Origin of the sequence: Streptomyces sp. NRRL B-1140, from assembly GCF_001280065.1 — a bacterium.
Lineage (GTDB): Bacteria > Actinomycetota > Actinomycetes > Streptomycetales > Streptomycetaceae > Streptomyces.
This window is the reverse complement of sequence record NZ_LGEA01000101.1, coordinates 85,369-107,281: the sequence shown is the minus strand read 5'-3', so window position 1 is coordinate 107,281 and position 21,913 is coordinate 85,369. Positions and strand designations below refer to the sequence as shown.

Annotated in this window: 16 protein-coding genes and 1 pseudogene; 9 read left to right on the top strand and 8 right to left on the bottom strand. The window is 73.1% G+C overall.

Going from position 1 to position 21,913, the window contains the following annotated elements; translation table 11 throughout:
• Nucleotides 1-92 precede the first annotated feature (92 nt).
• A complete protein-coding gene (locus tag ADK65_RS20595) occupies nucleotides 93-3,404 on the top strand; it encodes a S8 family serine peptidase (RefSeq protein ID WP_053671787.1) in 3,312 nt (1,103 codons plus the stop codon).
• Between the two features lie 60 nt (nucleotides 3,405-3,464).
• Here ADK65_RS20595 and ADK65_RS20590 read toward each other — a convergent pair whose 3' ends face one another.
• Nucleotides 3,465-4,226 carry a hypothetical protein gene (locus ADK65_RS20590; RefSeq protein WP_053671786.1) on the bottom strand — a complete coding sequence of 254 codons (762 nt, stop codon included), beginning with the start codon at nucleotides 4,224-4,226 and terminating at the stop codon, nucleotides 3,465-3,467.
• Nucleotide 4,227: 1 nt separating this feature from the next.
• The gene (locus tag ADK65_RS20585; protein ID WP_199825673.1) at nucleotides 4,228-4,800 is read right to left on the bottom strand and encodes an RNA polymerase sigma factor; all 573 of its coding nucleotides are present in this window, start codon (nucleotides 4,798-4,800) and stop codon (nucleotides 4,228-4,230) included.
• 369 nt (nucleotides 4,801-5,169) lie between these two features.
• On the opposite strand from ADK65_RS20585, the gene ADK65_RS20580 reads away from it, so the two are divergent.
• Nucleotides 5,170-6,186: an aspartate-semialdehyde dehydrogenase gene (locus ADK65_RS20580; RefSeq protein WP_053671785.1), complete on the top strand. Its 1,017-nt coding sequence runs from the start codon at nucleotides 5,170-5,172 to the stop codon at nucleotides 6,184-6,186.
• On the opposite strand, the gene ADK65_RS20575 is transcribed toward ADK65_RS20580, so the two are convergent.
• Nucleotides 6,183-6,683, bottom strand: coding sequence for a DUF1203 domain-containing protein (locus tag ADK65_RS20575; RefSeq protein WP_053671784.1), 501 nt, complete (start codon nucleotides 6,681-6,683; stop codon nucleotides 6,183-6,185). The two genes, ADK65_RS20580 and ADK65_RS20575, sit on opposite strands and share 4 nt — an antisense overlap.
• 218 nt (nucleotides 6,684-6,901) lie before the next feature.
• Between ADK65_RS20575 and pepN the strand changes: the two genes are divergently transcribed.
• A complete protein-coding gene (gene pepN, locus ADK65_RS20570) occupies nucleotides 6,902-9,481 on the top strand; it encodes an aminopeptidase N (RefSeq protein ID WP_053671783.1) in 2,580 nt (859 codons plus the stop codon).
• 38 nt (nucleotides 9,482-9,519) lie between these two features.
• Nucleotides 9,520-10,626, top strand: a pseudogene (locus ADK65_RS37285) (MFS transporter); the annotation flags it as partial.
• A gap of 131 nt (nucleotides 10,627-10,757) precedes the next feature.
• Here the strand turns inward: ADK65_RS37285 and ADK65_RS20560 are convergent.
• A complete protein-coding gene (locus ADK65_RS20560; RefSeq protein ID WP_053671781.1) occupies nucleotides 10,758-11,828 on the bottom strand; it encodes a helix-turn-helix transcriptional regulator in 1,071 nt (356 codons plus the stop codon).
• 7 nt (nucleotides 11,829-11,835) lie between these two features.
• Complete coding sequence (locus tag ADK65_RS20555) at nucleotides 11,836-12,768, bottom strand: EamA family transporter (protein ID WP_053671780.1); 933 nt, start codon at nucleotides 12,766-12,768, stop codon at nucleotides 11,836-11,838.
• A gap of 106 nt (nucleotides 12,769-12,874) precedes the next feature.
• On the opposite strand from ADK65_RS20555, the gene ADK65_RS20550 reads away from it, so the two are divergent.
• Nucleotides 12,875-13,387: a MarR family winged helix-turn-helix transcriptional regulator gene (locus ADK65_RS20550; RefSeq protein ID WP_053671779.1), complete on the top strand. Its 513-nt coding sequence runs from the start codon at nucleotides 12,875-12,877 to the stop codon at nucleotides 13,385-13,387.
• Between the two features lie 58 nt (nucleotides 13,388-13,445).
• Here ADK65_RS20550 and ADK65_RS20545 read toward each other — a convergent pair whose 3' ends face one another.
• The 3 genes from ADK65_RS20545 to ADK65_RS20535 form a co-directional block, all read right to left on the bottom strand.
• The gene (locus tag ADK65_RS20545; protein WP_053671778.1) at nucleotides 13,446-13,733 is read right to left on the bottom strand and encodes a hypothetical protein; all 288 of its coding nucleotides are present in this window, start codon (nucleotides 13,731-13,733) and stop codon (nucleotides 13,446-13,448) included.
• A gap of 62 nt (nucleotides 13,734-13,795) precedes the next feature.
• Entirely contained in the window at nucleotides 13,796-15,880 is a 2,085-nt protein-coding gene (gene malQ, locus ADK65_RS20540) for a 4-alpha-glucanotransferase (RefSeq protein WP_053671777.1), read from the bottom strand.
• Entirely contained in the window at nucleotides 15,881-16,138 is a 258-nt protein-coding gene (locus ADK65_RS20535; protein WP_053671776.1) for a hypothetical protein, read from the bottom strand.
• 222 nt (nucleotides 16,139-16,360) lie between these two features.
• Between ADK65_RS20535 and ADK65_RS20530 the strand changes: the two genes are divergently transcribed.
• From ADK65_RS20530 to ADK65_RS20515, 4 genes are all read left to right on the top strand, one after another.
• Nucleotides 16,361-19,252: a beta-N-acetylglucosaminidase domain-containing protein gene (locus tag ADK65_RS20530; RefSeq protein WP_053671775.1), complete on the top strand. Its 2,892-nt coding sequence runs from the start codon at nucleotides 16,361-16,363 to the stop codon at nucleotides 19,250-19,252.
• Between the two features lie 78 nt (nucleotides 19,253-19,330).
• Nucleotides 19,331-19,864 (top strand): PadR family transcriptional regulator, encoded by a 534-nt coding sequence (locus tag ADK65_RS20525; protein ID WP_053671833.1) that lies wholly within the window; start codon nucleotides 19,331-19,333, stop codon nucleotides 19,862-19,864.
• Entirely contained in the window at nucleotides 19,861-20,547 is a 687-nt protein-coding gene (locus tag ADK65_RS20520; RefSeq protein ID WP_053671774.1) for an ABC transporter ATP-binding protein, read from the top strand. Before ADK65_RS20525 ends, ADK65_RS20520 begins: the two co-directional genes overlap by 4 nt.
• Nucleotides 20,544-21,899, top strand: coding sequence for an FtsX-like permease family protein (locus ADK65_RS20515; RefSeq protein WP_053671773.1), 1,356 nt, complete (start codon nucleotides 20,544-20,546; stop codon nucleotides 21,897-21,899). Before ADK65_RS20520 ends, ADK65_RS20515 begins: the two co-directional genes overlap by 4 nt.
• Nucleotides 21,900-21,913 lie beyond the last annotated feature (14 nt).

The window sequence follows — 21,913 nt, the reverse complement described above, 5'->3', positions numbered from 1 at the left end:
CGATCGTCCGGGCCTGCCGTTCGGGCCCGTGCGACCAGGGCCGATCGACCCCGGTCGTTTCCCGCTCGTTCCTTTACCTACAAGGGATGCCGATGACCCCTCCCACCCCGCGCGATCAGATATCGGGCCCGAGACGTGTGGCCCGCATCGCCGTGGCCGCCGGTCTCGTCGCCGCGCTCTCCGCGGCCGGGCCGATCCCGATGGCCTTCTCCGCCGACGGACCGGGCGCGGACGCCCCCGCCGACCCCGGCGTCAAGTCCGCGCACACCAAGCTCGGTTCGGACGACGCGGATCTGCTCGCGGAGGCCAAGGCCGACGGTGACAAGACCGTCACGATGATGATCGCCACCGCGCCCGGGAAGACCGAGCAGGTCGCCGGAGAGCTGGACGCGGTCAAGGGCGGCTCGGTGGGCCGGGCCGACGACAAGCTGGGCTACGTCCGGGCCACCGTCCCGACCGCCAAGGCGGACTCGGCGATCGCCGCCGCCGCGAAGCTGTCCTCCGTGCACGGCATCGACCTGCGCGAGGAGATCCCGCTGGACGACCCGACGCCGAGCGCGGACACGGCCAAGGGTGCGAAGGCCGCGCAGGGCACGTACCCGGCACCGGGGAAGAACACGCCCGCCGAGAACCCGTACAACCCCTCGTTCGAGACGGGCGCGGTCGACTTCGTCGAGGATCACCCGAAGGCCGACGGACGCGGCGTCACCATCGGCATCCTGGACTCCGGCGTGGACCTCGGCCACCCGGCGCTGCAGAAGACGACGACCGGTGAGCGGAAGATCGTCGACTGGGTGACGGCGACCGACCCGATCATCGACAACGACAACACCTGGCGCCCGATGGTCACGGCCGTGTCCGGCCCGGCCTTCAGCTACCAGGGCCAGTCGTACAAGGCACCGGCGGGCTCCTACGCCGTCAGCCTCTTCAAGGAGTCGTACACCGCCGGCGGCGACGCCAAGGGCGACGCCAACCGCGACGGCGACACCACCGACGCCTGGGGCGTGCTGTACGACGCCAAGACCGGCACGGTCCGGGTCGACCTGAACAACAACAACGACTTCGCCGACGACGAGCCGATGAAGCCGTACAAGGACGGCCGGCAGGTCGGGTGGTTCGGCACCGACGACCCGAAGACCGACGTCGCCGAGCGGCAGCCGTTCGTCGTGGAGATCCGCAAGGACGTGCCCATGGACCCGCTGGGCGGTTCCTGGGTCGGCAAGAAGTCCGACTATGTGAACATCGGCGTCATCGAGTCCGAGCACGGCACGCACGTCGCCGGCATCACCGCCGCCAACGGCCTGTTCGGCGGGAAGATGGACGGTGCCGCCCCCGGCGCCAAGCTGGTCTCCTCGCGCGCCTGCACCTGGTCCGGCGGCTGCACCAACGTGGCGCTCACCGAGGGCATGATCGACCTCGTCACCAAGCGCGGCGTCGACATCGTCAACATGTCCATCGGCGGTCTGCCGGCGCTGAACGACGGCAACAACGCGCGCGCCGAGCTGTACACACGCCTCATCGACACCTACGGCGTCCAGCTGGTGATCTCCGCGGGCAACTCCGGCCCCGGCGCCAACACCATCGGCGACCCGGCCCTGGCCGACAAGGTCATCTCGGTCGGCGCGTCCGTCTCCAAGGAGACCTGGGCCGCCAACTACGGCTCGGTCGTGGAGAAGAAGTACGCGATGATGCCGTTCTCCTCGCGCGGCCCGCGTGAGGACGGCGGCTTCACGCCGACCCTGGTCGCCCCGGGCGCCGCGATCAACACCACGCAGACCTGGCTGCCGGGCTCCCCGGTCGCAGAGGCGGGTTACTCCCTGCCGGCCGGCTACTCGATGCTGCAGGGCACCTCGATGGCCTCCCCGCAGGCCACGGGCGCCGCGGCGCTGCTGATCTCGGCCGCGAAGCAGAAGAAGATCGACCTCACGCCGGCGACCCTGCGCACGGCCCTCACCTCCACCGCCGACCACATCAAGGGTGTGCAGGCGTACGAGGAGGGCGTGGGCCTCATGAACATCCCCGACGCCTGGGACGCGATCCGCGACGACGCCACCGCCCACACCTACTCGGTCAAGGCGCCGGTCGACACCGCGATCGACCAGTTCCTGAAGACCCCGGGCTTCGGCACGGGCCTGTACGACCGTGAGGGCGGCCTGAAGGCCGGGCAGAAGAAGACGTACGAGATCACCCTGACCCGTACGTCCGGCGCCGACAAGGCGATCCGCCACGAGCTGCACTTCGAGAACAACGCGGGCGGCACGTTCCGCATCGTCGGCTCCGACGAGGTGAGGCTGCCGCTGAACCAGCCGGTGACCGTCAAGGTCCAGGCCGCGCCGAAGTCCGCCGGCCTGAAGAGCGCGATCCTGGAGGTCGACGACCCGAAGACCGAGGGCATCGACGAGCAGGTCCTCGGCACGGTCGTGGTCTCCGCGCCGCTGAAGTACACCTTCTCCGCCTCGGACTCCGTGCAGCGCAACAGCACCCAGCACTACTTCGTCACCGTCCCCGAGGGCGCCAAGACCCTCGAGGTCGCGATGAGCGGGCTGAAGGACAAGAGCCAGACCCGGTTCATCTCCATCCACCCGCACGGCACGCCGTCGGACCCGGCGTCGACGGTCAACTGCTACCCGAACTACAACAACCCGGCCAACACCTGCCGCCCGGACGTGCGTTCGTACGCCGACCCGCAGCCGGGCGTCTGGGAGATCGAGGTCGAGTCGCGCCGTACGTCGCCGCTGCTGGACAACCCGTACAAGCTGGACGTCGCCGTGCTCGGTGCGGCCTTCGACCCGGAGACCGTGACCGTGCCCGAGGCGAAGGTCGGCACCCCGGCCACCGCCTCCTGGAAGGTGACGAACGGCTTCGCCGCACTCGACGGCAAGCTGGCGGGCGGTCCGCTCGGCTCGGCCAAGGTGGCCCGCCCCTCGATCAAGCAGGGCGAGAAGCAGACCACGACGGTCGAGGTGCCCGCGGGCGCCAAGTCGCTGGACGTCGCCATCGGCGGTGTCTCGGACAACGCCGCGGACCTGGACCTCGCCGTGTACGACGCGTCGGGCACGCAGGTCGGCAGCTCCGCCGACGGCGACTCGGAGGAGTCTGTCTCCATCCCCTCCCCGGCCGCCGGGAAGTACTCGATCGAGGTCGTCGGCTACTCGGTGCCGGCCGGCACCACCGCGTACGACTACCGGGACGTGTTCTTCTCCCCCTCCCTCGGCAGCGTCACGGTCGACGGGTCGGCGCCGGTGAAGCTCGGCACGGGCGACTCCGCCACGGTCTCGGGCAGCGTCACCGCCGCGGCGGCCGCTCCCGAGGGGCGTGAGTTCTTCGGCCAGGTCCAGCTGGTCAACGCCCGCGGCACGGTCGCGGGCCTGGGCAGCGTGAAGATCGAGAAGGTTCTGCCGTAACGGCAACACGGCATCGGTGGGGCGGGCGTCCGTAGGGGCGCCCGCCCTTCCTGTTGCTCCTCACGGGCACGGAACGGCGCGCGAGGCGGGCAGCGCGTCGGTGATCCACGCCCGGTCGCGGGCGATCTCCTTCTCCCCCGTCGCCCACATGTCCGGGTGGGCCTGGTCGCCGGAGACACCGACGAGCATGTGGTCACCTGCTCGGAGGGAGGGCTCGGAGCCGGTCTCCATGGGGAAGGTGATCCGTGCCCGGCCCTTGTCGGGCTTGTAGTAGCGCGTCACGTCCAGGGTGATCCGGTCCTGGCCGGTACCGGGAACGGTCTCGACCTCGGCGACTGTGCCCTCGACGACCAGCCGGGCGCAGGCCAGATACCCGGCGTGGCCGAGCTTGGCGCCCGCTTCGGCGTGCGGCCGCCCGGCGCTGCTGTCGGCGGCGGACGACCCGCCCTGATCGCTCCCGGCGCTCATGCCGCCGCTCTGGACGACGAGCCAGCCCATGCCGATCACGAGACTGGCCCCGACGGCGGCGACGAGGCCCTTCACGGCCACGGCCAGGGGCTCGGGCCGCTTGCGGCGCGAGGCGAGTGGCGTCACGGAGGCGCCGCCGCCGGTCTCGGTTCCGGGTGCCTGCGCGGGCTCGGCGAGGGCGTGCCCGAGGAGGCCCAGCTGCTCGCGCAGCACCCCCACGTCGGCGGTCACGGCCCGGTACTCGGCCATGAACGCCTCGCTCGCACGGGCCTCGCGCGGTGGCGCCTCGCCGGTGATCGCCGCCATCAGCGCATCGGTCCCGTCGCGCCCGGCCTGGTCCTGTGGGGCGGTCATGTCACACCACCTCGTCCTCGTGCAGGCGGGCGCGCAGGGCCCGTACCGCCGTGTGCAGCCGGCTCTTGACCGTGCCCTCCGGGATGCCGAGCTGCTCGGCGATGGACCGGACCGGCAGGTCGGCGTAGAAGCGCAGGACGACGACCTGCCGCTGGGCGTCGGGCAGCTCGTCCAGGCCCTGGGCGACGGCGACGGACAGCACGCTGCTGTCCTCGCCGGAGGGATGCTCCGTCTGGCGCAGCGCGGCCAGCCGCTCCCCGAGCCGCTCCTGGCGGCGCTTGGCCCGGTGCCAGTCCATCGCGAGGTTGGAGGCGACGACCGCCGCCCACGCCGAGACGTCCCGCGGCGCCTCCCGGCCGCTCGCGGCCCGCTCCAGCAGCCGCAGGCGGACCTGCTGCACCCCGTCCGGCAGGTCCGCCTGCGGCACCCCGCCGAGCGCGAGCACCGCCCGTACCCGGCGTTCCTGTGCCGCGTCCAGCGGATCGGTCTCGCCGCGGCGATCGCCCTGTCTCGGCGGAACGTCGCCGGACCCGGCGTGCGCCTCCCGGGCGCGCCGGGCCCTCCCGCGCAACAGCACAAGCCACCCCCTAGCCGTGTTTCTCCTACGACGCCGGGACGGCCCGGAACGTTCGGTGGTCTTTCGGCCTGGTTCCGTCGCGGCCCGCCCGGATCCGGCCGGATTGGGCCGAGGCGTACATCACACTTCCGTGTGGCCGGGACCGGCATGGGCAGGCGAGCTTGCGGCGCACGACCCCTGCCGGACGAATTCCTCCAGCTCAGCGGGGTCGACACCGCAGGTCCGCAACCATGGAGTGGGACGAGCCGTCCCACTCTCCGGGCAGACCGGGGAAAGAAGTGGACAGGCGGGCCGTGGTCGGCCGCATGATGGAAAAGCCTCGGCCAAGCAACGAGTACGTGAAGAGACGCAGGAGAGGGAGTCACCGTGAGGGTCGGAATCGTCGGAGCCACCGGACAGGTGGGCACGGTCATGCGCAGGATCCTCGCGGAGCGGAACTTCCCGGTCACCGAGCTGCGCCTGTTCGCCTCGGCCCGTTCCGCGGGGTCGCAGCTGGACGGCGTGACGGTCGAGGACGCGGCGACCGCCGACTACACCGGCCTCGACATCGTGCTGTTCTCCGCGGGCGGCGCCACGTCCAAGGCACTGGCCGAAAAGGTCGCCTCCCAGGGTCCCGTGGTGATCGACAACTCCTCCGCGTGGCGCAAGCACCCGGAGGTGCCCCTCGTCGTCTCCGAGGTCAACCCGCACGCGATCAAGAACCGTCCCAAGGGCATCATCGCGAACCCGAACTGCACGACCATGGCCGCGATGCCGGTGCTGCGTCCGCTGCACGCCGAGGCGGGCCTTCAGGCCCTGGTCGTCGCCACGTACCAGGCGGTCTCCGGTTCCGGCCTCGCGGGCGTCGCCGAGCTGCACGGGCAGACGCAGAAGGTCGTCGCCGACGCCGAGAAGCTCACCCACGACGGCGAAGCGGTCGACTTCCCCGAGCCGGGCGTCTACAAGCGCCCCATCGCCTTCAACGTGCTGCCGCTGGCCGGCAACATCGTCGACGACGGGCTGAACGAGACCGACGAGGAGCAGAAGCTCCGCAACGAGTCCCGCAAGATCCTGGAGATTCCCGAGCTCAAGGTCTCCGGCACCTGCGTGCGCGTCCCGGTCTTCTCCGGCCACTCCCTGCAGATCAACGCCCGCTTCGCCCGTCCGATCTCCCCGGAGCGCGCGGCGGAGCTGCTGAAGGACGCCCCGGGCGTCGAGCTCTCCGACATCCCGACGCCCCTCCAGGCCGCCGGCAAGGACCCGTCCTACGTCGGCCGCATCCGCCGCGACGAGACGGTGGACAACGGCCTGGCCCTGTTCGTCTCCAACGACAACCTCCGCAAGGGCGCGGCCCTGAACGCGGTGCAGATCGCGGAGCTGGTGGCGGCGGAGCTGAAGGGCTAGTCCCTGTCCCTCGCGGGGGCCCTTCGCACCTCGTAGAGGAAGCAGCCGTACTCGACGGCCCGGACGTGGACGAGTGCCACGGCCGGGTCGTCGAACGCTTCCCGGAAGGCCTGCTGGAAGGCGCCGGCTTCCCGGACCAGCCTCCCGCCGAGGATGTGCCCTTGGGCCGAGTAGCGGCGCACCGTGCGATGGCTGTTCGTGAAGGGCAGGGCGTCGCCTGCCGGGCCCTCGCACTCCTCGGCGTGCAGGAAGACCGGACCCTGTTCGTCGTAGGCGCCCGGAGCGGCGCCCGTTTCCGCGGCCCAGCGGCGCAGCGGGGCGTAGGACACCAGGGCGATGCGTTCGCCCGGCTCGCTGCGTCGCAGGCAGCAGCGCAGGGGCGCGCCGCCCTCGGTGTCGGTGAAGGGGGCCGCGGGGCGGCCCGCGTCGTCCGTCGAGCGCAGCTCCTTCAGGGCGCGCGGGGGGATGGCGCGTGCGGTGTACGTGGTCGTCGTCATACTCCTCAGACTGGCTCGCACGGGGCCGTGTCACCGGCGGGATCCGGACGTCGCGTTCCCGCACCCGGGGGCGGACCCGGACGCCTCCGTGGATCAGGCGAGCCCCGCCCGGGCCCTGGCCTCCCGAGGGGTATCCCTAGCAGAACCCCGGGTCGTCGCCTGACGCCGAGCCGCCGTGGAAAGATGACGCAACCCACCCATAACGAGGAGATGACCGCGTGCCTGGCACAAACCTGACCCGCGAAGAGGCGCAGCAGCGGGCGCAGCTGCTCGCCGTTGACTCGTACGAGATCGAACTCGACCTCTCCGGCGCGCAGGAGGGCGGCACCTACCGGTCCGTGACCACGGTGCGCTTCGATGTGACCGCCGGGAACGGCGCGGAGTCGTTCATCGACCTGGTGGCGCCGGCCGTGCACGAGGTGACCCTGAACGGAGACTCCCTCGACCCGGCCGAGGTCTTCGCGGACTCCCGGATCGCCCTGCCCGGCCTGCTCCAGGGGCGCAACATCCTCCGGGTCGTCGCCGACTGCGCGTACACCAACACCGGTGAGGGCCTGCACCGGTTCGTCGACCCCGTCGACGACCAGGCCTACCTCTACACCCAGTTCGAGGTGCCGGACGCCCGCAGGGTGTTCGCGAGCTTCGAGCAGCCGGATCTGAAGGCGACGTTCCAGTTCACCGTGAAGGCCCCCGAGGGCTGGACCGTCATCTCCAACTCGCCGACGCCCGAGCCGCAGGACAACGTCTGGGTCTTCGAGCCGACGCCGCGCATCTCGACATACATCACGGCGCTGATCGTCGGCCCGTACCACTCGGTGCACAGCGTGTACGAGAAGGACGGCCAGTCCGTCCCGCTCGGCATCTACTGCCGTCCCTCCCTCGCCGAGTACCTGGACTCGGACGCCATCTTCGAGGTGACCCGGCAGGGCTTCGAGTGGTTCCAGGAGAAGTTCGACTACGCGTACCCGTTCGAGAAGTACGACCAGCTGTTCGTGCCGGAGTTCAACGCCGGCGCGATGGAGAACGCGGGCGCGGTGACCATCCGCGACCAGTACGTGTTCCGCTCGAAGGTCACGGACGCGGCGTACGAGGTGCGCGGCGAGACCATCCTCCACGAGCTGGCCCACATGTGGTTCGGCGACCTCGTGACCATGGAGTGGTGGAACGACCTGTGGCTGAACGAGTCGTTCGCCACGTACACGTCCATCGCCTGCCAGGCGGATCACCCCGAGTCGCGCTGGCCGCACTCCTGGACCACGTTCGCCAACTCCATGAAGACGTGGGCGTACCGCCAGGACCAGCTGCCGTCGACGCACCCGATCATGGCCGAGATCAACGACCTCGACGACGTGCTCGTCAACTTCGACGGCATCACGTACGCCAAGGGCGCGAGCGTGCTCAAGCAGCTCGTCGCGTACGTCGGCGAGGACGAGTTCTTCCGGGGCGTGCAGGCGTACTTCAAGGCGCACGCGTTCGGCAACACGCGCCTGTCGGACCTGCTGGGCGCCCTGGAGGAGACCTCGGGGCGTGATCTGAAGTCGTGGTCGAAGGCCTGGCTGGAGACGGCCGGCATCAACGTGCTGCGCCCGGAGATCGAGACGGACGCCGACGGCGTCGTCACGGCCTTCGCCATCCGCCAGGAGGCCCCGGCCCTGCCCGCCGGTGCCAAGGGCGAGCCGACGCTGCGCCCGCACCGGATCGCCGTCGGCCTGTACGACCTCGACGAGGCGAGCGGCAAGCTGGTCCGCCGGGAGCGGATCGAGCTGGACGTGGACGGCGAGCTGACCGCCGTGCCGCAGCTCGTGGGCGAGCGCCGCCCGGCCGTGGTCCTGCTCAACGACGACGACCTGTCGTACGCGAAGGTCCGTCTGGACGAGCAGTCGCTGGCCTTCGTCACGGAGCACCTCGGCGACTTCGAGTCCTCCCTGCCGCGCGCCCTGTGCTGGGCGTCGGCCTGGGACATGACGCGGGACGCCGAGCTCGCGGCCCGTGACTACCTGTCGCTGGTGCTGTCCGGCATCGGCAAGGAGTCCGACATCGGTGTCGTGCAGTCGCTGCACCGCCAGGTGAAGCTGGCGATCGACCTGTACGCCGACCCGGCCGCCCGCGAGGCGCTGCTGGCCCGCTGGACGGACGCGACGCTGGCGCACCTGCGGGCGGCGGCTCCGGGCAGCGACCACCAGCTGGCGTGGGCGCGCGCGTTCGCGGCGACGGCCCGCACGCCGGAGCAGCTGGACGTGCTGGACGCGCTGCTGGACGGCTCGCAGACGATCGAGGGTCTGGTCGTCGACACGGAGCTGCGGTGGGCGTTCGTGCAGCGGCTCGCGGCGGTCGGCCGGTTCGACGAGGCGGAGATCGCGGGCGAGTACGAGCGGGACCGGACGGCCGCCGGTGAGCGGCACGCGGCCACGGCCCGTGCGGCCCGCCCGACCGCGGAGGCCAAGGCCGAGGCGTGGGCGTCGGTCGTGGACTCCGACAAGCTGCCGAACGCCGTGCAGGAGGCGGTCATCGGCGGCTTCGTCCAGACCGACCAGCGTGAGGTGCTCGCTCCGTACGCGGACCGGTACTTCGAGGTGGTCAAGGACATCTGGGAGTCCCGCTCCCACGAGATGGCCCAGCAGATCGCCGTCGGTCTCTACCCGACGGTCCAGGTGTCGCAGGAGACCCTGGACAGGACGGACGCGTGGCTGGACTCCGCCGAGCCGAGCGCGGCCCTGCGGCGCCTGGTCTCGGAGTCCCGCGCGGGCGTCGAGCGCGCCCTGCGGGCCCAGCGGGCGGACGCGGCGGCCGGGGAGTAACCCCGCGGGTCTTCCCTCGGTGACAGAAGGGGCGTCCGGTGCACCGGGCGCCCCTTCGTCTGCCCTGCATCCACCACGGACGGACGACGAACTCCTCCTCGCCCAACCGAAGCCGTTGTGCGACGACTTCACTGACAGAAGGTGTCAGCGAACCTCCGGATAGTGGTGCCGTGATCCTCAACCACCACTCCCGCCGCGCCGAGCGGCTGCTTGTGCCCGCTGCTTTCGCCACCGCTCTCGGCAACAATGTCCAGCTTGTCGTCGGGGCGCTGCTCCTGATCAGGGAGCAGCGGACCATGATGGCCGTCGGCTGGCTGTTCATCGCCGTCGCCGGGCCGCAGGCGCTGCTGTCGCCGTTCTTCGGCCGGCTGGCCGACCGCTTCGACCGGCGAGCCCTGTGGATCGGGTGCGATGTCACCAGCGCGGCGCTGGCTCTCGGGCTGCCGCTGTGGCTGGCTTGCGGTGGTGCCCCGGAACCCGGGGTCTACTGCGCCAATCTGGCGCTCGCCATGGTCGCCGCCCTGTTCTTTCCGGCCAGCTCCGCGCTGATCAAGGAACGAATTCAGGCGGACGGGCTGCGGCGGTTCAACGCCCGCTACGAGATGGCGACCCAGGCGGGGATGCTGCTGTCGGCGACTGTCGGCGGGCTGTGCGTCCAGGCGTTCGGTGCCGTGCCGCTGCTGGTGTTCAACGCCGGGACTTTCCTGGTCTCGGCGCTCTGCGCCGCTGCGGTGGGGCGTTGCCCGGAGCGGGTACCGACGGCCACCGCGGCCGCGGAGCAGGCGCCGGTCCGGGCGGCTGCACGGGGGCCGCTGCGGATGCGGCGTTTCATCCTGCTCTACGCCCAGGGCAGCGTGGTCGTCACGGTCTTCAACGCTCTGCTGCCCACCGCGGTGATCGGTGAACTCCGCCTGGGAGCAGGGACGTTCGGTGTCGTGGACGCCTTGGGGAGCCTCGGTTTCCTGGCGGCCGCCGGAGCCTACCGGGTCGTCAGCAGACGCGGCGCGGACCTTCACATCGCCGTCGTGGGCTTTCTGCTCTGCGATGTCTGCCTGGTGTTCCAGGGCCAGTTCGGGATCGTCGGATACTTCGTGGGGGTGCCGCTTGGTGCGTTCTTCTTCGGGCAGGCCCGGATCGCCTCCCGCACCATGTTGATGGCCTCGGCCGACGATGCCTCGGTGGGCAGGGCCTTCGGGCTGGCGAACGGTGGCGGGCTGGCGGCTACGGTCGGGGTGATGTTCCTGGTCGGGATGGTCACCGACCACAGTGACACGCGCTACGGCTTCGGGGTCCTCGCCGCCCTCGCACTGTCGGCCACCCTGTCCGCCGGACTGCTGCTGAGGTCGCCTGCCACGTCCCGGCCCGATGCGTCCGCCGGCCGGTACCGGTCGAGCACGGCCGCCGCCGTCTCCGCGATCCTGCGGCGGAGCTCCTCGGGGGCGAGCACCTCGATGTCCGGACCCAGTGACAGGAGTACGGGAACCGCCAGGTCGACCGATTCGAGCGGCACCGTGGCCGTCACCCAGCCGTCACCGTCCGGCGGGCCTGCCGAGACTTCGACCGCGCGGACCAGTGCCGCGTCCAGGCGGTCCGGCAGTGCGGCGAGCAGCGCCGGAGCGATCCGGAGGGAGGCCTGAAGCCGCAGTCGGCGGGCGTCGTAGGCGGTGAGGTAGTCCTGCCAGTGTGCGGTCAGGTCGAAGCCGTCGGGGCGCTCGAAGCCGTCCTCCCCGACCTCGAGGCGGAGGATCGACGACACCCGATAGGTCCGCACCGAGCCGTCCACCGCTGCGACGAGGTACCAGACGCCCGCCTTGAGGACCAGGCCGTAGGGGTCGAGTTCGCGCTCGACCTCCTGCGGCTCGGCCCAGCGGCGGTAGCGCACCCGGATGCGCCGCTGGTTCCACACGGCATGGGCGAGCGCTACGAGAGCGGGCGGGGAGTCCTGTTCCCGGTACCAGCCGAGAGCGTCGAGGTGGAAGCGCTCCCGGATCCGGTCGGCTCGGTCCCGCAGGGGGATCGGGAGCGCCGCGGACAGTTTCAGCTGTGCCGCCGCGAGCACCTCGCCAAGGCCCAGGTCGTCCGCCGCGCCGGGCAGCCCGGCCAGGAACAACGACTCGGCCTCGTCGGCGTGCAGGCCGGTGAGCTGGGTCCGGTAGCCGCCGAGCAACTGGTAGCCACCACGGTGCCCGGCGTCCCCGTAGACCGGAATGCCCGCACTGCTCAGTGAGTCGATGTCCCGGTAGACGGTCCGGGTCGACACACCCAGCTCTTCGGCGAGCTCGCCGGCCGTCAGCCTGCCCCGGTTCTGCAGCAGGAGAACGAGGGAGAGGAGCCGGGCCGCGCGCATGAACCGATCATCGCAGCGCAGCGCCCCGCACGTCCGTCGGCTTCGGGAGAACGTTCCGCCGCGTGCGGTCCAGCGCCCGCGACGGCCGCGACACGAACTGCCCCGCCACCGTCGCCCCGAAGGCCAGCCCCATGCCCACCAGTTGCACCGGCGTCAGCGCCTGCCCGAGCGCCGCCCAGCCGACGACGGCCGCGGTCAGCGGGGAGAGCGGGCCGAGGAAGGTGACCTGGGTGGCGGTCATGCGGCCGATGCCGCGGAACCACAGCCAGTAGGCGAGGGCCGTGTTCGCGAGGGCGAGGTAGAGGTAGCCGCCGACCGCCCGGCCGTCCAGCGCCGGCGGGGCGCCCTCGACGAGGAGGGCGAGCGGCGCGATGATCAGGCCGCCCGCGGTCAGCTGCCAGCCGGTCAGCGCCAGCGGTCCGACGCCCTCGGGGCGGCCCCACCGCTTGGTGAGCACGGTGCCGGTGGACATCGACGCCGTGGAGGCGACGGCCGCCAGCAGGCCGAGGGTGTCCAGCGCCCCGGCCGCCCGCAGGACGACGAGGCTGACCCCGAACGCGGCCACGGCCCCGGTCACCAGCGTCCGTGCCGACGGCCGCTGGCCGAGCAGCAGCGCCGAGAGACCGGCCACGAACAGCGGCCCGGCCGAGCCGACGACCGCCGCCAGGCCGCCGGGCAGCCGGTAGGCGGAGAGGAACAGCAGCGGGAAGAAGGCGCCGATGTTCAGCGCGCCGAGCACCGCCGCCTTCCACCACCAGGCGCCGCGCGGCAGCACCCGGGCGAGGGCGAGCAGCAGCAGACCGGCGGGCAGGGCGCGCACCAGGGCGGTGAACAGGGGGCGGTCGGGCGGGAGGAACTCGGTGGTGACCGCGTAGGTCGTGCCCCAGGAGACGGGCGCGAGGGCGGTGAGGGTGATGAGGACCGGGCGGGAGAGGGCCATGGGAGACACCCTTCTGAGTAGGTCAGCAGAAAGTAGCTTACCGCTAAGCAACTTTCCGTCAAGCTACTTTCTTGCGGGTGACCGAGGTGCGGCCGATACTCGTGCCATGAGCGAACGCCCCGAGCAGCGCAAGGACCCCGTCGACGCGATCATCGAGCAGTGGGCCGCGGTCCGGCCCGACCTGGACACCGCCGCCATGGAGGTCTTCGGCCGGGTCGGCCGGCTCTCCCTCGCGATGGGCGACCGGATGGAGAAGGCGTACGCGAGGTTCGGGATCTCACGCGGGGAGTTCGACGTCCTGGCGACCCTGCGCCGCTCCGGGGAGCCCTACACGCTCTCCCCCCGTCAGCTGTCCGCGACGCTGATGCTCACGACCGGTGGCATGACGGGGCGCCTGGACAAGCTGGAGCGTGCGGGGCTGCTGCGCCGCTCGCCCGATCCGCACGACCGGCGCGGGCTGCGGGTCACGCTCACCGACAAGGGCCTCGGGGTGGTCGACGAGGCGGTCGCGGCGGGCCTGGCCGTCCAGACGGAGGCGCTGTCCGCCCTGGACGCGGAACGGGCCGCCCTCCTGGCCGGCCTCCTGCGGGAACTGCTGGCGGGGACGGAGAGGCCCTGACGACAAACGAGGGCGTCGCCGCGGTACTCGCGACGACGCCCTCGAAGAGGAACGCTGATCAGGCCTTGACTTCGCTCTTCGCCTCGGCCTTGGTGGCGATGTTGGAGCTGGTCGGGTCCTTCTTCTTGTGCGTCTTGTCGCCGACCATCACCAGACCGGCGATGACCAGGTACAGCACGATCGGGGCCACGACGAAGAGGCCCAGCGTCTCGATGACGCTCAGGCCCGGGCCGGGGTCGTCACCGTCGTCGCGGGTGAGCGCGCTCGCGGGGGACGACATGAGCAGCATCATCAGCGTCGTACCGGCTGCCAGGGCGCCGGCGCGCAGGGCGTTCTTCTTGTCCACGGTGTCAAAATATCCAACGCCGACCGGGCCCGCGCGCCCGGGGTGCCGTAAGAGCCCCCGCCTCATGCGCCGCCCTCCCTGAGCACCTCCATCAGCGCGTGCAGCCGGGGCGAGGCGGCGAGGTCCTCCAGCGTCACGGGCCGCCCCTGCGCGTCCGCGATCGGCAGCCGCCAGTTCGGGTACTGGTCCCAGGTCCCCGGGAGGTTCTGCGGCCGGCGGTCGCCGACACCGTCGGGGAGCCAGACGCCGACCATGCGGGCCGGGGTACGCAGCAGGAAGCGGTGGACGGCCTGGATCTGGGCCTCCTCCGAGGAGGTGTCGCTGCCGCCGCCGGTGCCCTCCAGCAGGCCGAGCCGGGACAGCACGGACAGCCACTCCCCCGCGTCGGCGGCGGCCTCGGCGCGCTCCTCCTCCAGGGGGCGGGTCAGCAGCCCCAGGCTGTCGCGGAGTTCGACGTGCTCCCCGGTCAGGCGGGCCGCCGTGGAGGGCAGGTCGTGGGTGGTGGCGGTGGCCAGACAGTCGGCGCGCCAGCTCTCGGGGGGCAGGGGATGGCCGTCGCCGTCCCAGTCGCGCTCGAACCACAGCACGGACGTGCCGAGCACCCCGCGCTCGCGCAGAGTCTCGCGCACGCCGGGCTCGACGGTGCCGAGGTCCTCGCCGATCACCAGCGCCCCGGCCCGGGAGGCCTCCAGGACGAGGACGGCGAGCATGGCCTCGGCGTCGTAGCGGACGTAGGTGCCCTCGGTGGGCGGGTGGCCCTGGGGGACCCACCAGAGGCGGAACAGGCCCATGACGTGGTCGATGCGCAGGGCGCCGGCGTAGCGGAACAGGGCGCGCAGCAGCTCGCGGAACGGGGCGTAGCCGGACGCGGCCAGCCGGTCGGGCCGCCAGGGCGGCAGGCCCCAGTCCTGGCCGAGGGCGTTGAAGGCGTCCGGCGGGGCTCCCACCGACATACCGGAGGCGAAGTACTCCTGCTGCGCCCAGGCGTCGGCGCCGCCGGGATGCACGCCGACCGCGAGGTCGTGCACGATCCCGACCGGCATCCCGGCCTCGCGTCCGGCGCGCTGCGCGGCGGTCAGCTGGGTGTCGGTGAGCCAGGCGAGCCGGGACCAGAAGTCGACCCGGTCCATGAGGCCGTTGCGGGCCCGGGCGGTCTCGTCCGACCGCGGGTCGCGCAGGCCCGTCGGCCAGCGGTGCCAGTCCGAGCCGTGCACCTCGGCGAGTGCGCACCAGGTGGCGTGGTCCTCCAGGGCCTGGCCCTGTGCCGCGAGGAAGTCGCAGTAGGCGGCGCGCCGGCCGGGCCCGAGGGGGACCTCGCCGAGCAGCTCCAGCGCCTCCCGCTTGAGCTCCCACACGGCGTCCCGGTCGATCAGGGCGCCCTGCCGCAGCACCGCGTCGCGCAGCCGGCCGGAGCTCTCCAGCAGGGCGCGCAGGCGCTCGGGATCCCGTACGTAGGCGGCCTCGGGGACGTCCTCGATGCGCAGGTGGACGGGGTCGGGGAAGCGGCGCGAGGAAGGGCGGTAGGGGGAGGGGTCGGTGGGGGCTCCGGGCACGGCCGCGTGCAGCGGGTTGACCTGGATGAATCCGGCGCCCAGCGACCGCCCGGCCCAGCCTGCCAGTTCGGCGAGGTCACCGAGGTCGCCCATGCCCCAGGAGCGGCGCGACAGCAGGGAGTAGAGCTGGACGAGCAGTCCGTGGGAGCGTCCGGGCGGGGCCGGCAGGCGGGGCGGGGCGACGATCAGGTGTGCGGTGGCGGTGCGGCCGTCGGGGGTGGTGGCCGTCAGATGGTGGACGCCGGGTGGGAGGCCGTCCGCCGTGGTGCGGCTCTCGCCCTGCTCGGTGTCGACGCGCAGCCGGGTCCCCTCGGGGAGCGCCGCCAGGGCGGCCGGGGGGCTGCCGCCCCAGCCGACGACGGTCGGCGGCAGCAGCCGTTCGGCCCGTTCCCCCTCGCGGGCCGCGAGCGCGGCGCGGACGGCGCCGGGCGTGCTCGCGTCCACGCCGAGGGCGGCCAGGGTCAGGGTGACCGCGGTGGCCGAGGCCGCGACCGTGCGGTCCGGGGACGGACTGTAGGAGGTGGCGACGCCGTGCAGGACGGCGAGGCGGGACAGGTCCTCGGAGGGCGGGTCGGCCGGCCGGGGTGCGGTCATCTACATCCTCGTGAAGTCCGGGACGAAGGCCGGGGGCTCGCTGGTCAGGGGGGCGGCTTCGGCGAGCGGCGGCTCACTGGTGAGGGGCTCGGCGTCGGGCAGCGGGGGCTCGCTGGTCAGCGGCAGTTCGGTGTGGGTGCTCTCGGAGCTGAAAACGCAGTAGCGCGGGTCGTCGTGGTGGGTGTCGTCGAGGTCGGCGGACGGGTCCGCCACGGGTTTGGACTGGGCCGGGAGCGGAAGGAAAGTCATCGCAGCCACGGGGGCCTCCTTGTCGGTTTCTGCTCAATGGGTCATGGCAGCCCTACCCAGTCGACGCGAAGGCAGACGCCCTGGGCCCGACATCGTGCTTCTGCTCACATTCCACTCCCCTCCACACAGTCAAGATTCCGGCATTTCGGTTACAACGGCCACTCTCGTTGACACCCCCGCCGGAGGGGTGGTGGGCTCGTTCCGCCGGTCGAACACATCTGGAGGGGGCCTGTGGGACTACGGCGTGGGAAGCGGACCGTGGCCCTCGCGGCCGCCGTCGTCGCCGGGAGCCTGGTCGCCCCGCCCGCCGCCATGGCGGCTCCCTCTCCCCCGGGCACGACCGCGACGCCCGCCCCCGACACCGCCGGACCGGACCTCTCCGTCTGGCCGCGCCCGCAGTCGCTGCGCGCGAACGGCGCCCCGGTCGCGGTGCCGGACGAGGTCGCCCTGATCGCCGACGCGCAGGCGGACCTTCCCTCAAGCTCTCGGCTTCGCTCGAGCAGGGGGGACCCCCATGCGATCGAGGCCCTGCGCGAGCTGCTGCGACAGGCCGGGGCGCGCCGGATCACGGACACGGCCCGGCCGGGCGCCCTGGTCGTGCGCGCGCGCACGGAACCCGTCCGCCCGGGGGACCGCCACGCCCTGCCCTCCGGGGGGTACGAGCTGTCCGTGGGCCGGGGCGGCATCTTTCTCACCGGCACCGGCGAGGACGGTCTCTTCCACGCCGCGCAGACGCTGCGGCAGCTCCTGCGCCCCGACCGCACGATCGCGTCGGCCGTCGTACGCGACTGGCCCGGCACCGCCGTACGCGGCATCACCGAGGGCTTCTACGGCACCGCCTGGACGCACCGGCAGCGGCTGGCGCAGCTCGACTTCATGGGGCGCACCAAGCAGAACCGCTATCTGTACTCCCCCGGGGAGGACCTCTACCGGCAGGCCCGCTGGCGTGAGCCCTACCCGGCACAGCAGCGGGCCCGGTTCCGGGAGCTGGCCGAGCGGGCCCGCCGCAACCACGTGTCGCTGGGCTGGGCGGTGGCCCCGGGCCAGGCGATGTGCTTCGCCTCGGACGCCGATGTGCGGGCGCTGACGCGCAAGCTGGACGCGATGTGGGCGCTGGGCTTCCGGGCGTTCCAGCTCCAGTTCCAGGACGTCAGCTACAGCGAGTGGCACTGCGGGGAGGACGCCGACCGGTTCGGCTCGGGCCCCAAGGCGGCGGCGCGGGCGCAGGCCCGGGTGGCGAACGCGGTGGCCGGGCACCTGGCGCGGCGGCACCCCGGCACCGCCCGGCTGTCCCTGATGCCCACCGAGTACTACGAGGACGGCACGACCGACTACCGGCGCGCGCTGGCGAGCGAGCTGGCCGCGCCCGTCGAGGTGGCCTGGACGGGCGTCGGGGTGGTGCCCCGCACCATCACGGGCGGCGAACTGGCCGACGCACGCGAGGCGTTCGGGCATCCGCTGGTCACCATGGACAACTACCCGGTCAACGACTACGACCCCGGCCGCCTGTTCCTCGGCCCGTACCGGGGCCGTGAGCCGGCCGTCGCGACCGGTTCGGCCGCCCTGCTCGCCAACGCCATGCAGCAGCCGGAGGCCTCCCGCATCCCGCTGTTCACCGCCGCCGACTACGCCTGGAATCCGCGCGCCTACCGGCCCGGAGAGTCCTGGCGTGCCGCGATCGCCGACCTCGCGGACGGGGACCGGCACCGCGAGCAGGCCCTGGCCGCGCTGGCCGGCAACGACGCCTCGTCGGTCCTGGACGACGCGGAGTCGGCGTATCTGCGCCCGCTGACCGAGGCGTACTGGGCGTCCGGCCCGGCGGGTGGGACCGGTACCGACCGCGAGGCGGCGCGGCGGCTGCGTGAGGCCTTCACCGTGCTGCGCGAGCTGCCCCGCCGCCTGTCCGGAACCGGCCTCGGCTCCGAGGTCGCCCCCTGGGCGCGGCAGCTGGCTTCCTACGGGGAAGCGGGCACGGTCGCGCTCGGCATGCTGGACGCGCAGCGTGCCGGGGACGCGGCGGCGGCCTGGAGCGCGTACCGCAGGCTGGGCGCGCTGCGGGCCCGGCTGGAGTCGGCGCAGGTCGAGGTCGGCACGGACGTGCTGGACCCCTTTCTGCGACGGGCGCAGAAGTCGTACGCGGCCTGGTCGGGCATCCATCACGAGCCGCCCCGCAATCCCGGCGACGGCCGCACCCTGCGCTTCCCGCGGGCGCGGGCGCTGACCGCCGTGACGGCCCTGACCGAGCCGGGCACCGAGGGGGTCGTCGAGGTGCACGTGCCGGGGCAGGGCTGGCGGGCGGCGGGCCGGCTGGACCGGTCCGGGGCGACCGAAGTGCGGCCGGCCGCACGCGCCGACGCCCTGCGGGTCACCGGCCCCGCCCCGTCCCGCGTCCACCACCTCGTCCCCTGGTTCGCCGAAGCCCCCGCCGCCTCCCTCGGTCTGCCCCGCGACCGTGCGGACGTCGAGACCGGGCGGACCGAGCGGCTGACCGCCCGGCTCGGCTCACTGCGCCCCGCCGACGCCCGCGGCAGGCTCACCGCCGAGGCGCCCGAAGGCGTTCGCGTCCGGGTGCCGAAGGGCGAGCTGACCGTGCGGCGCGGCACGACGGTGGAGGTCCCGGTCGAGGTGAGCGTGGCGCGCGGCGCCCCGCTGCGGTCGTACGAGGTGCGGCTGGGATTCGCGGGAGCGGACCGCACCCTCACCGTCCGTGCGGTCCCGCCCACCGGCGGCCCCGACCTGGCCCGCACCGGCACCGCCCGTTCCTCGGGCGACGAGACGCCCGACTTCCCCGCGTCGGCGGCGAACGACGGCGACCCCGAGACCCGCTGGTCGTCGCCGGCCGACGACGGCGCCTGGTGGCAGGTCGAGCTGGCCCGCCCGGCGCGGCTCGGCCGGGTCGCGCTGCACTGGCAGGACGCGCACCCCTCGTCCTACCGCGTCCAGGTCTCCCCGGACGGCCGCCGCTGGCGCACCGCCGCGACGGTGCGGGACAGCGGGGGCGGCCGGGAGAACGTCCCGATGGACGAGCCGGACGTGCGTTTCGTGCGCGTGCAGGGCGACAAGCGGGCGACGCAGTACGGGTATTCGCTGTGGTCGGCGGAGGCGTACGCCGTCTCGGAGTGAGCATCGTGAGAATCGGCCCGGCAATTCCCCGCCGATCACTATTCACTCAGTACATGTACTCAGTGCATAATGATCGGCATGAGCACCCGCCACATCCTGCTGGGCCTGCTCGCGACGGGGCCGAGCCATGGCTACGACCTGAAGCGACGCCACGACGAACGCTTTCCGCAGGCCCGCCCACTGGCCTACGGGCAGGTCTACACGACCCTGCAGCGCCTCGTGCGGGACGGCCTCGCCGAGGTCGACGGCACCGCCTCGGACGGCGGGCCGGAGCGCACGGCGTACCGGACGACCGACGAGGGGACCCGCGAACTGGCCCGGTGGGCCCAGGAGATCGCACCACCCGCGCCCTTCGTGGCCAACGAGATCTTCGCCAAGGTCGTGGTCGCGATCCTGTCGGGCGGTGACCCGGCCCGGTATCTGAGTGCTCAGCGCGTCGCGCACATGGAGCGCATGCGCGAACTCACGGCGGTCAAGGCCGCCAAGGGAGCCGATCTCGCGACCGTGCTCTCGGCGGACTACGCCCTCAACCACCTCGACGCCGACCTCCGCTGGATGAACACCACGGCGGCCCGGCTCACCACCCTGACCGCGGAGGTCGACGCAGCATGAGCAGACCCGTGCCCCTTCTCACGGCCGCCGGTCTCACCAAGGCGCACGGCCGGACCCCCGCCCTGCGCGGCGCCTCGGTCGCACTGCACGCCGGCGAGATCCTCGCCGTGACCGGTGCGAGCGGCAGCGGGAAGTCGACGCTGCTGCACTGCCTGGCCGGCATCGTCCGCCCGGACGCCGGCTCCGTCACCTACGACGGCCGGCGGCTGGAGGACCTGCCAGAGAAGCAGTTGAGCGAGCTGCGGCGCACCGAGTTCGGCGTGGTGTTCCAGTTCGGGCAGCTCATCCCCGAGCTGACGGTCCTGGACAACGCCGCCCTGCCCCTGCTGCTGGCGGGCACCGGCCGGGCAGAGGCCCGGGCCCGGGCCGGTGAGTGGCTGGAGCGGTTCGGGGTGCGGGGCCAGGAGGACCTGCGGCCCGGCGAGCTGAGCGGCGGCCAGGCGCAGCGGGCCGCACTGGCCCGGGCCCTGGTCACGGGCCCGCGGGTGGTCTTCGCCGACGAGCCGACGGGCGCGCTGGACTCCCTGGCCGGCGAACAGGTCATGACGGCCCTCGTCCACACGGCCCGTGAGGCAGGCACGGCCGTCCTGCTGATCACGCACGACGCCCAGGTGGCCGCGTACGCGGACCGCGAGGTCCAGCTGCGGGACGGGGCCGTGACGGCGCTGGGGGTGACGGCGTGACGTCGCTGAAGGCCGATCTGCGTCTCGCCTGGGAACTCACCCGCGGTTCCGACCGCGGCGAGTGGTGGCGCGTGACCCTCACGGCGACGGGGGCCGCGCTCGCGACCGGGTTCACGCTGGCCGCCGTCGCTCTGGCGTCGCTGCGCGGCCAGTACAACGTGCCCGTGGCCGCGGGCCTGCTGAACCAGCCCGGCACGCGGTCCGGCGTGATCGTCAGCCTGATGCTCCTGCTCGTGCCCGTGCTCGGGTTCCTCGGCCAGTGCGCCCGGATCGGGGCGGTGCACCGCGACCGGCGGCTGGCCGGGCTGCGGCTGGCCGGGGCGACGGCCTGGCAGGTGCGGCGGATCGCCGCGCTGGAGACCGGCCTGGCCTGTCTGCTGGGCTCGGCGGTCGCCACCGTCCTCTCGGTGCTGCTCCTGCTGCGCCTGTGGGGCCGGCCGACCGTCCTGGCCTGGGCGGGGATGGCCCTGGTCGCGGTCGCCGTACCGCTGCTGGGCGCGGCGGCGGGCGCGCTGGCGCTGCGCCGGGTGGTGGCCTCGCCCCTCGGCTGGGTGCGCCGGCTCGGGCCGCGCTCCGGGCGGGGGCCGGGGCTGCTGTTCCTGGCGGGGGTGATGCTGGTCGGGGTGGTGACGCTGGTAGCCGTGCTCGGCGCGTCCTCGGCCGCCCCCAACCGGCCGTACGCCGGGCCGCCGCTGATGATGGTGGGCGTGGTGCTCACGGTCGGTGCGGGCGCGGTGTGGCTCTCCGGGGCCGCGGCCAAGGTGACCGGACGGGTCCTCGCGACCCGGGCCCGGTCGGCGGCGGCGCTGATCGCGGCGGAGCGGCTGCGTGACGACCCGTGGGCGGCTGCCCGCACGCACGCGGCGGTGCTGCTGGTGACGGTCATCGGGGGCGGCTTCATGGGCGTGCGCGCGGTGCTCCTCGCCGAAGTGCGCTCCAGCAAGCAGCTCTCCGAGAACCCGGACTACTACATCACCGGCCTCGATCTCACCGGCGTCGCCCTCGCGGTCGCCCTCGCGATCACGCTGTCGGGCCTCGCCGTCGGCACCGCCGAATCCCTGGCCACCCGCCGCCGCGGTCTGGCCGCGCAGGTCGCCGCCGGAGTGCCGCGCGCGGTCCTCGGCCGGGCCCTGCTGCTGGAGACCGCGCTGCCGCTGGCACCGGCGGTGCTCCTCGCGGGCCTGGGCGGGACGGCCGTCGCCGCCTGGTACGCGCTGCTCACCGGTCACCCGTTCCCGTGGGCGGCGGCCCTGGTGCCCGTCGCCGTCTACGCCGGCTGCCTGCTCGCCGCGGCGACCTCGCTGCCGCTGCTGGGCCGCTCGGTGCGACCGGCGGAGCTGCGGTACGCGTGAGCGCCGGCACAGCC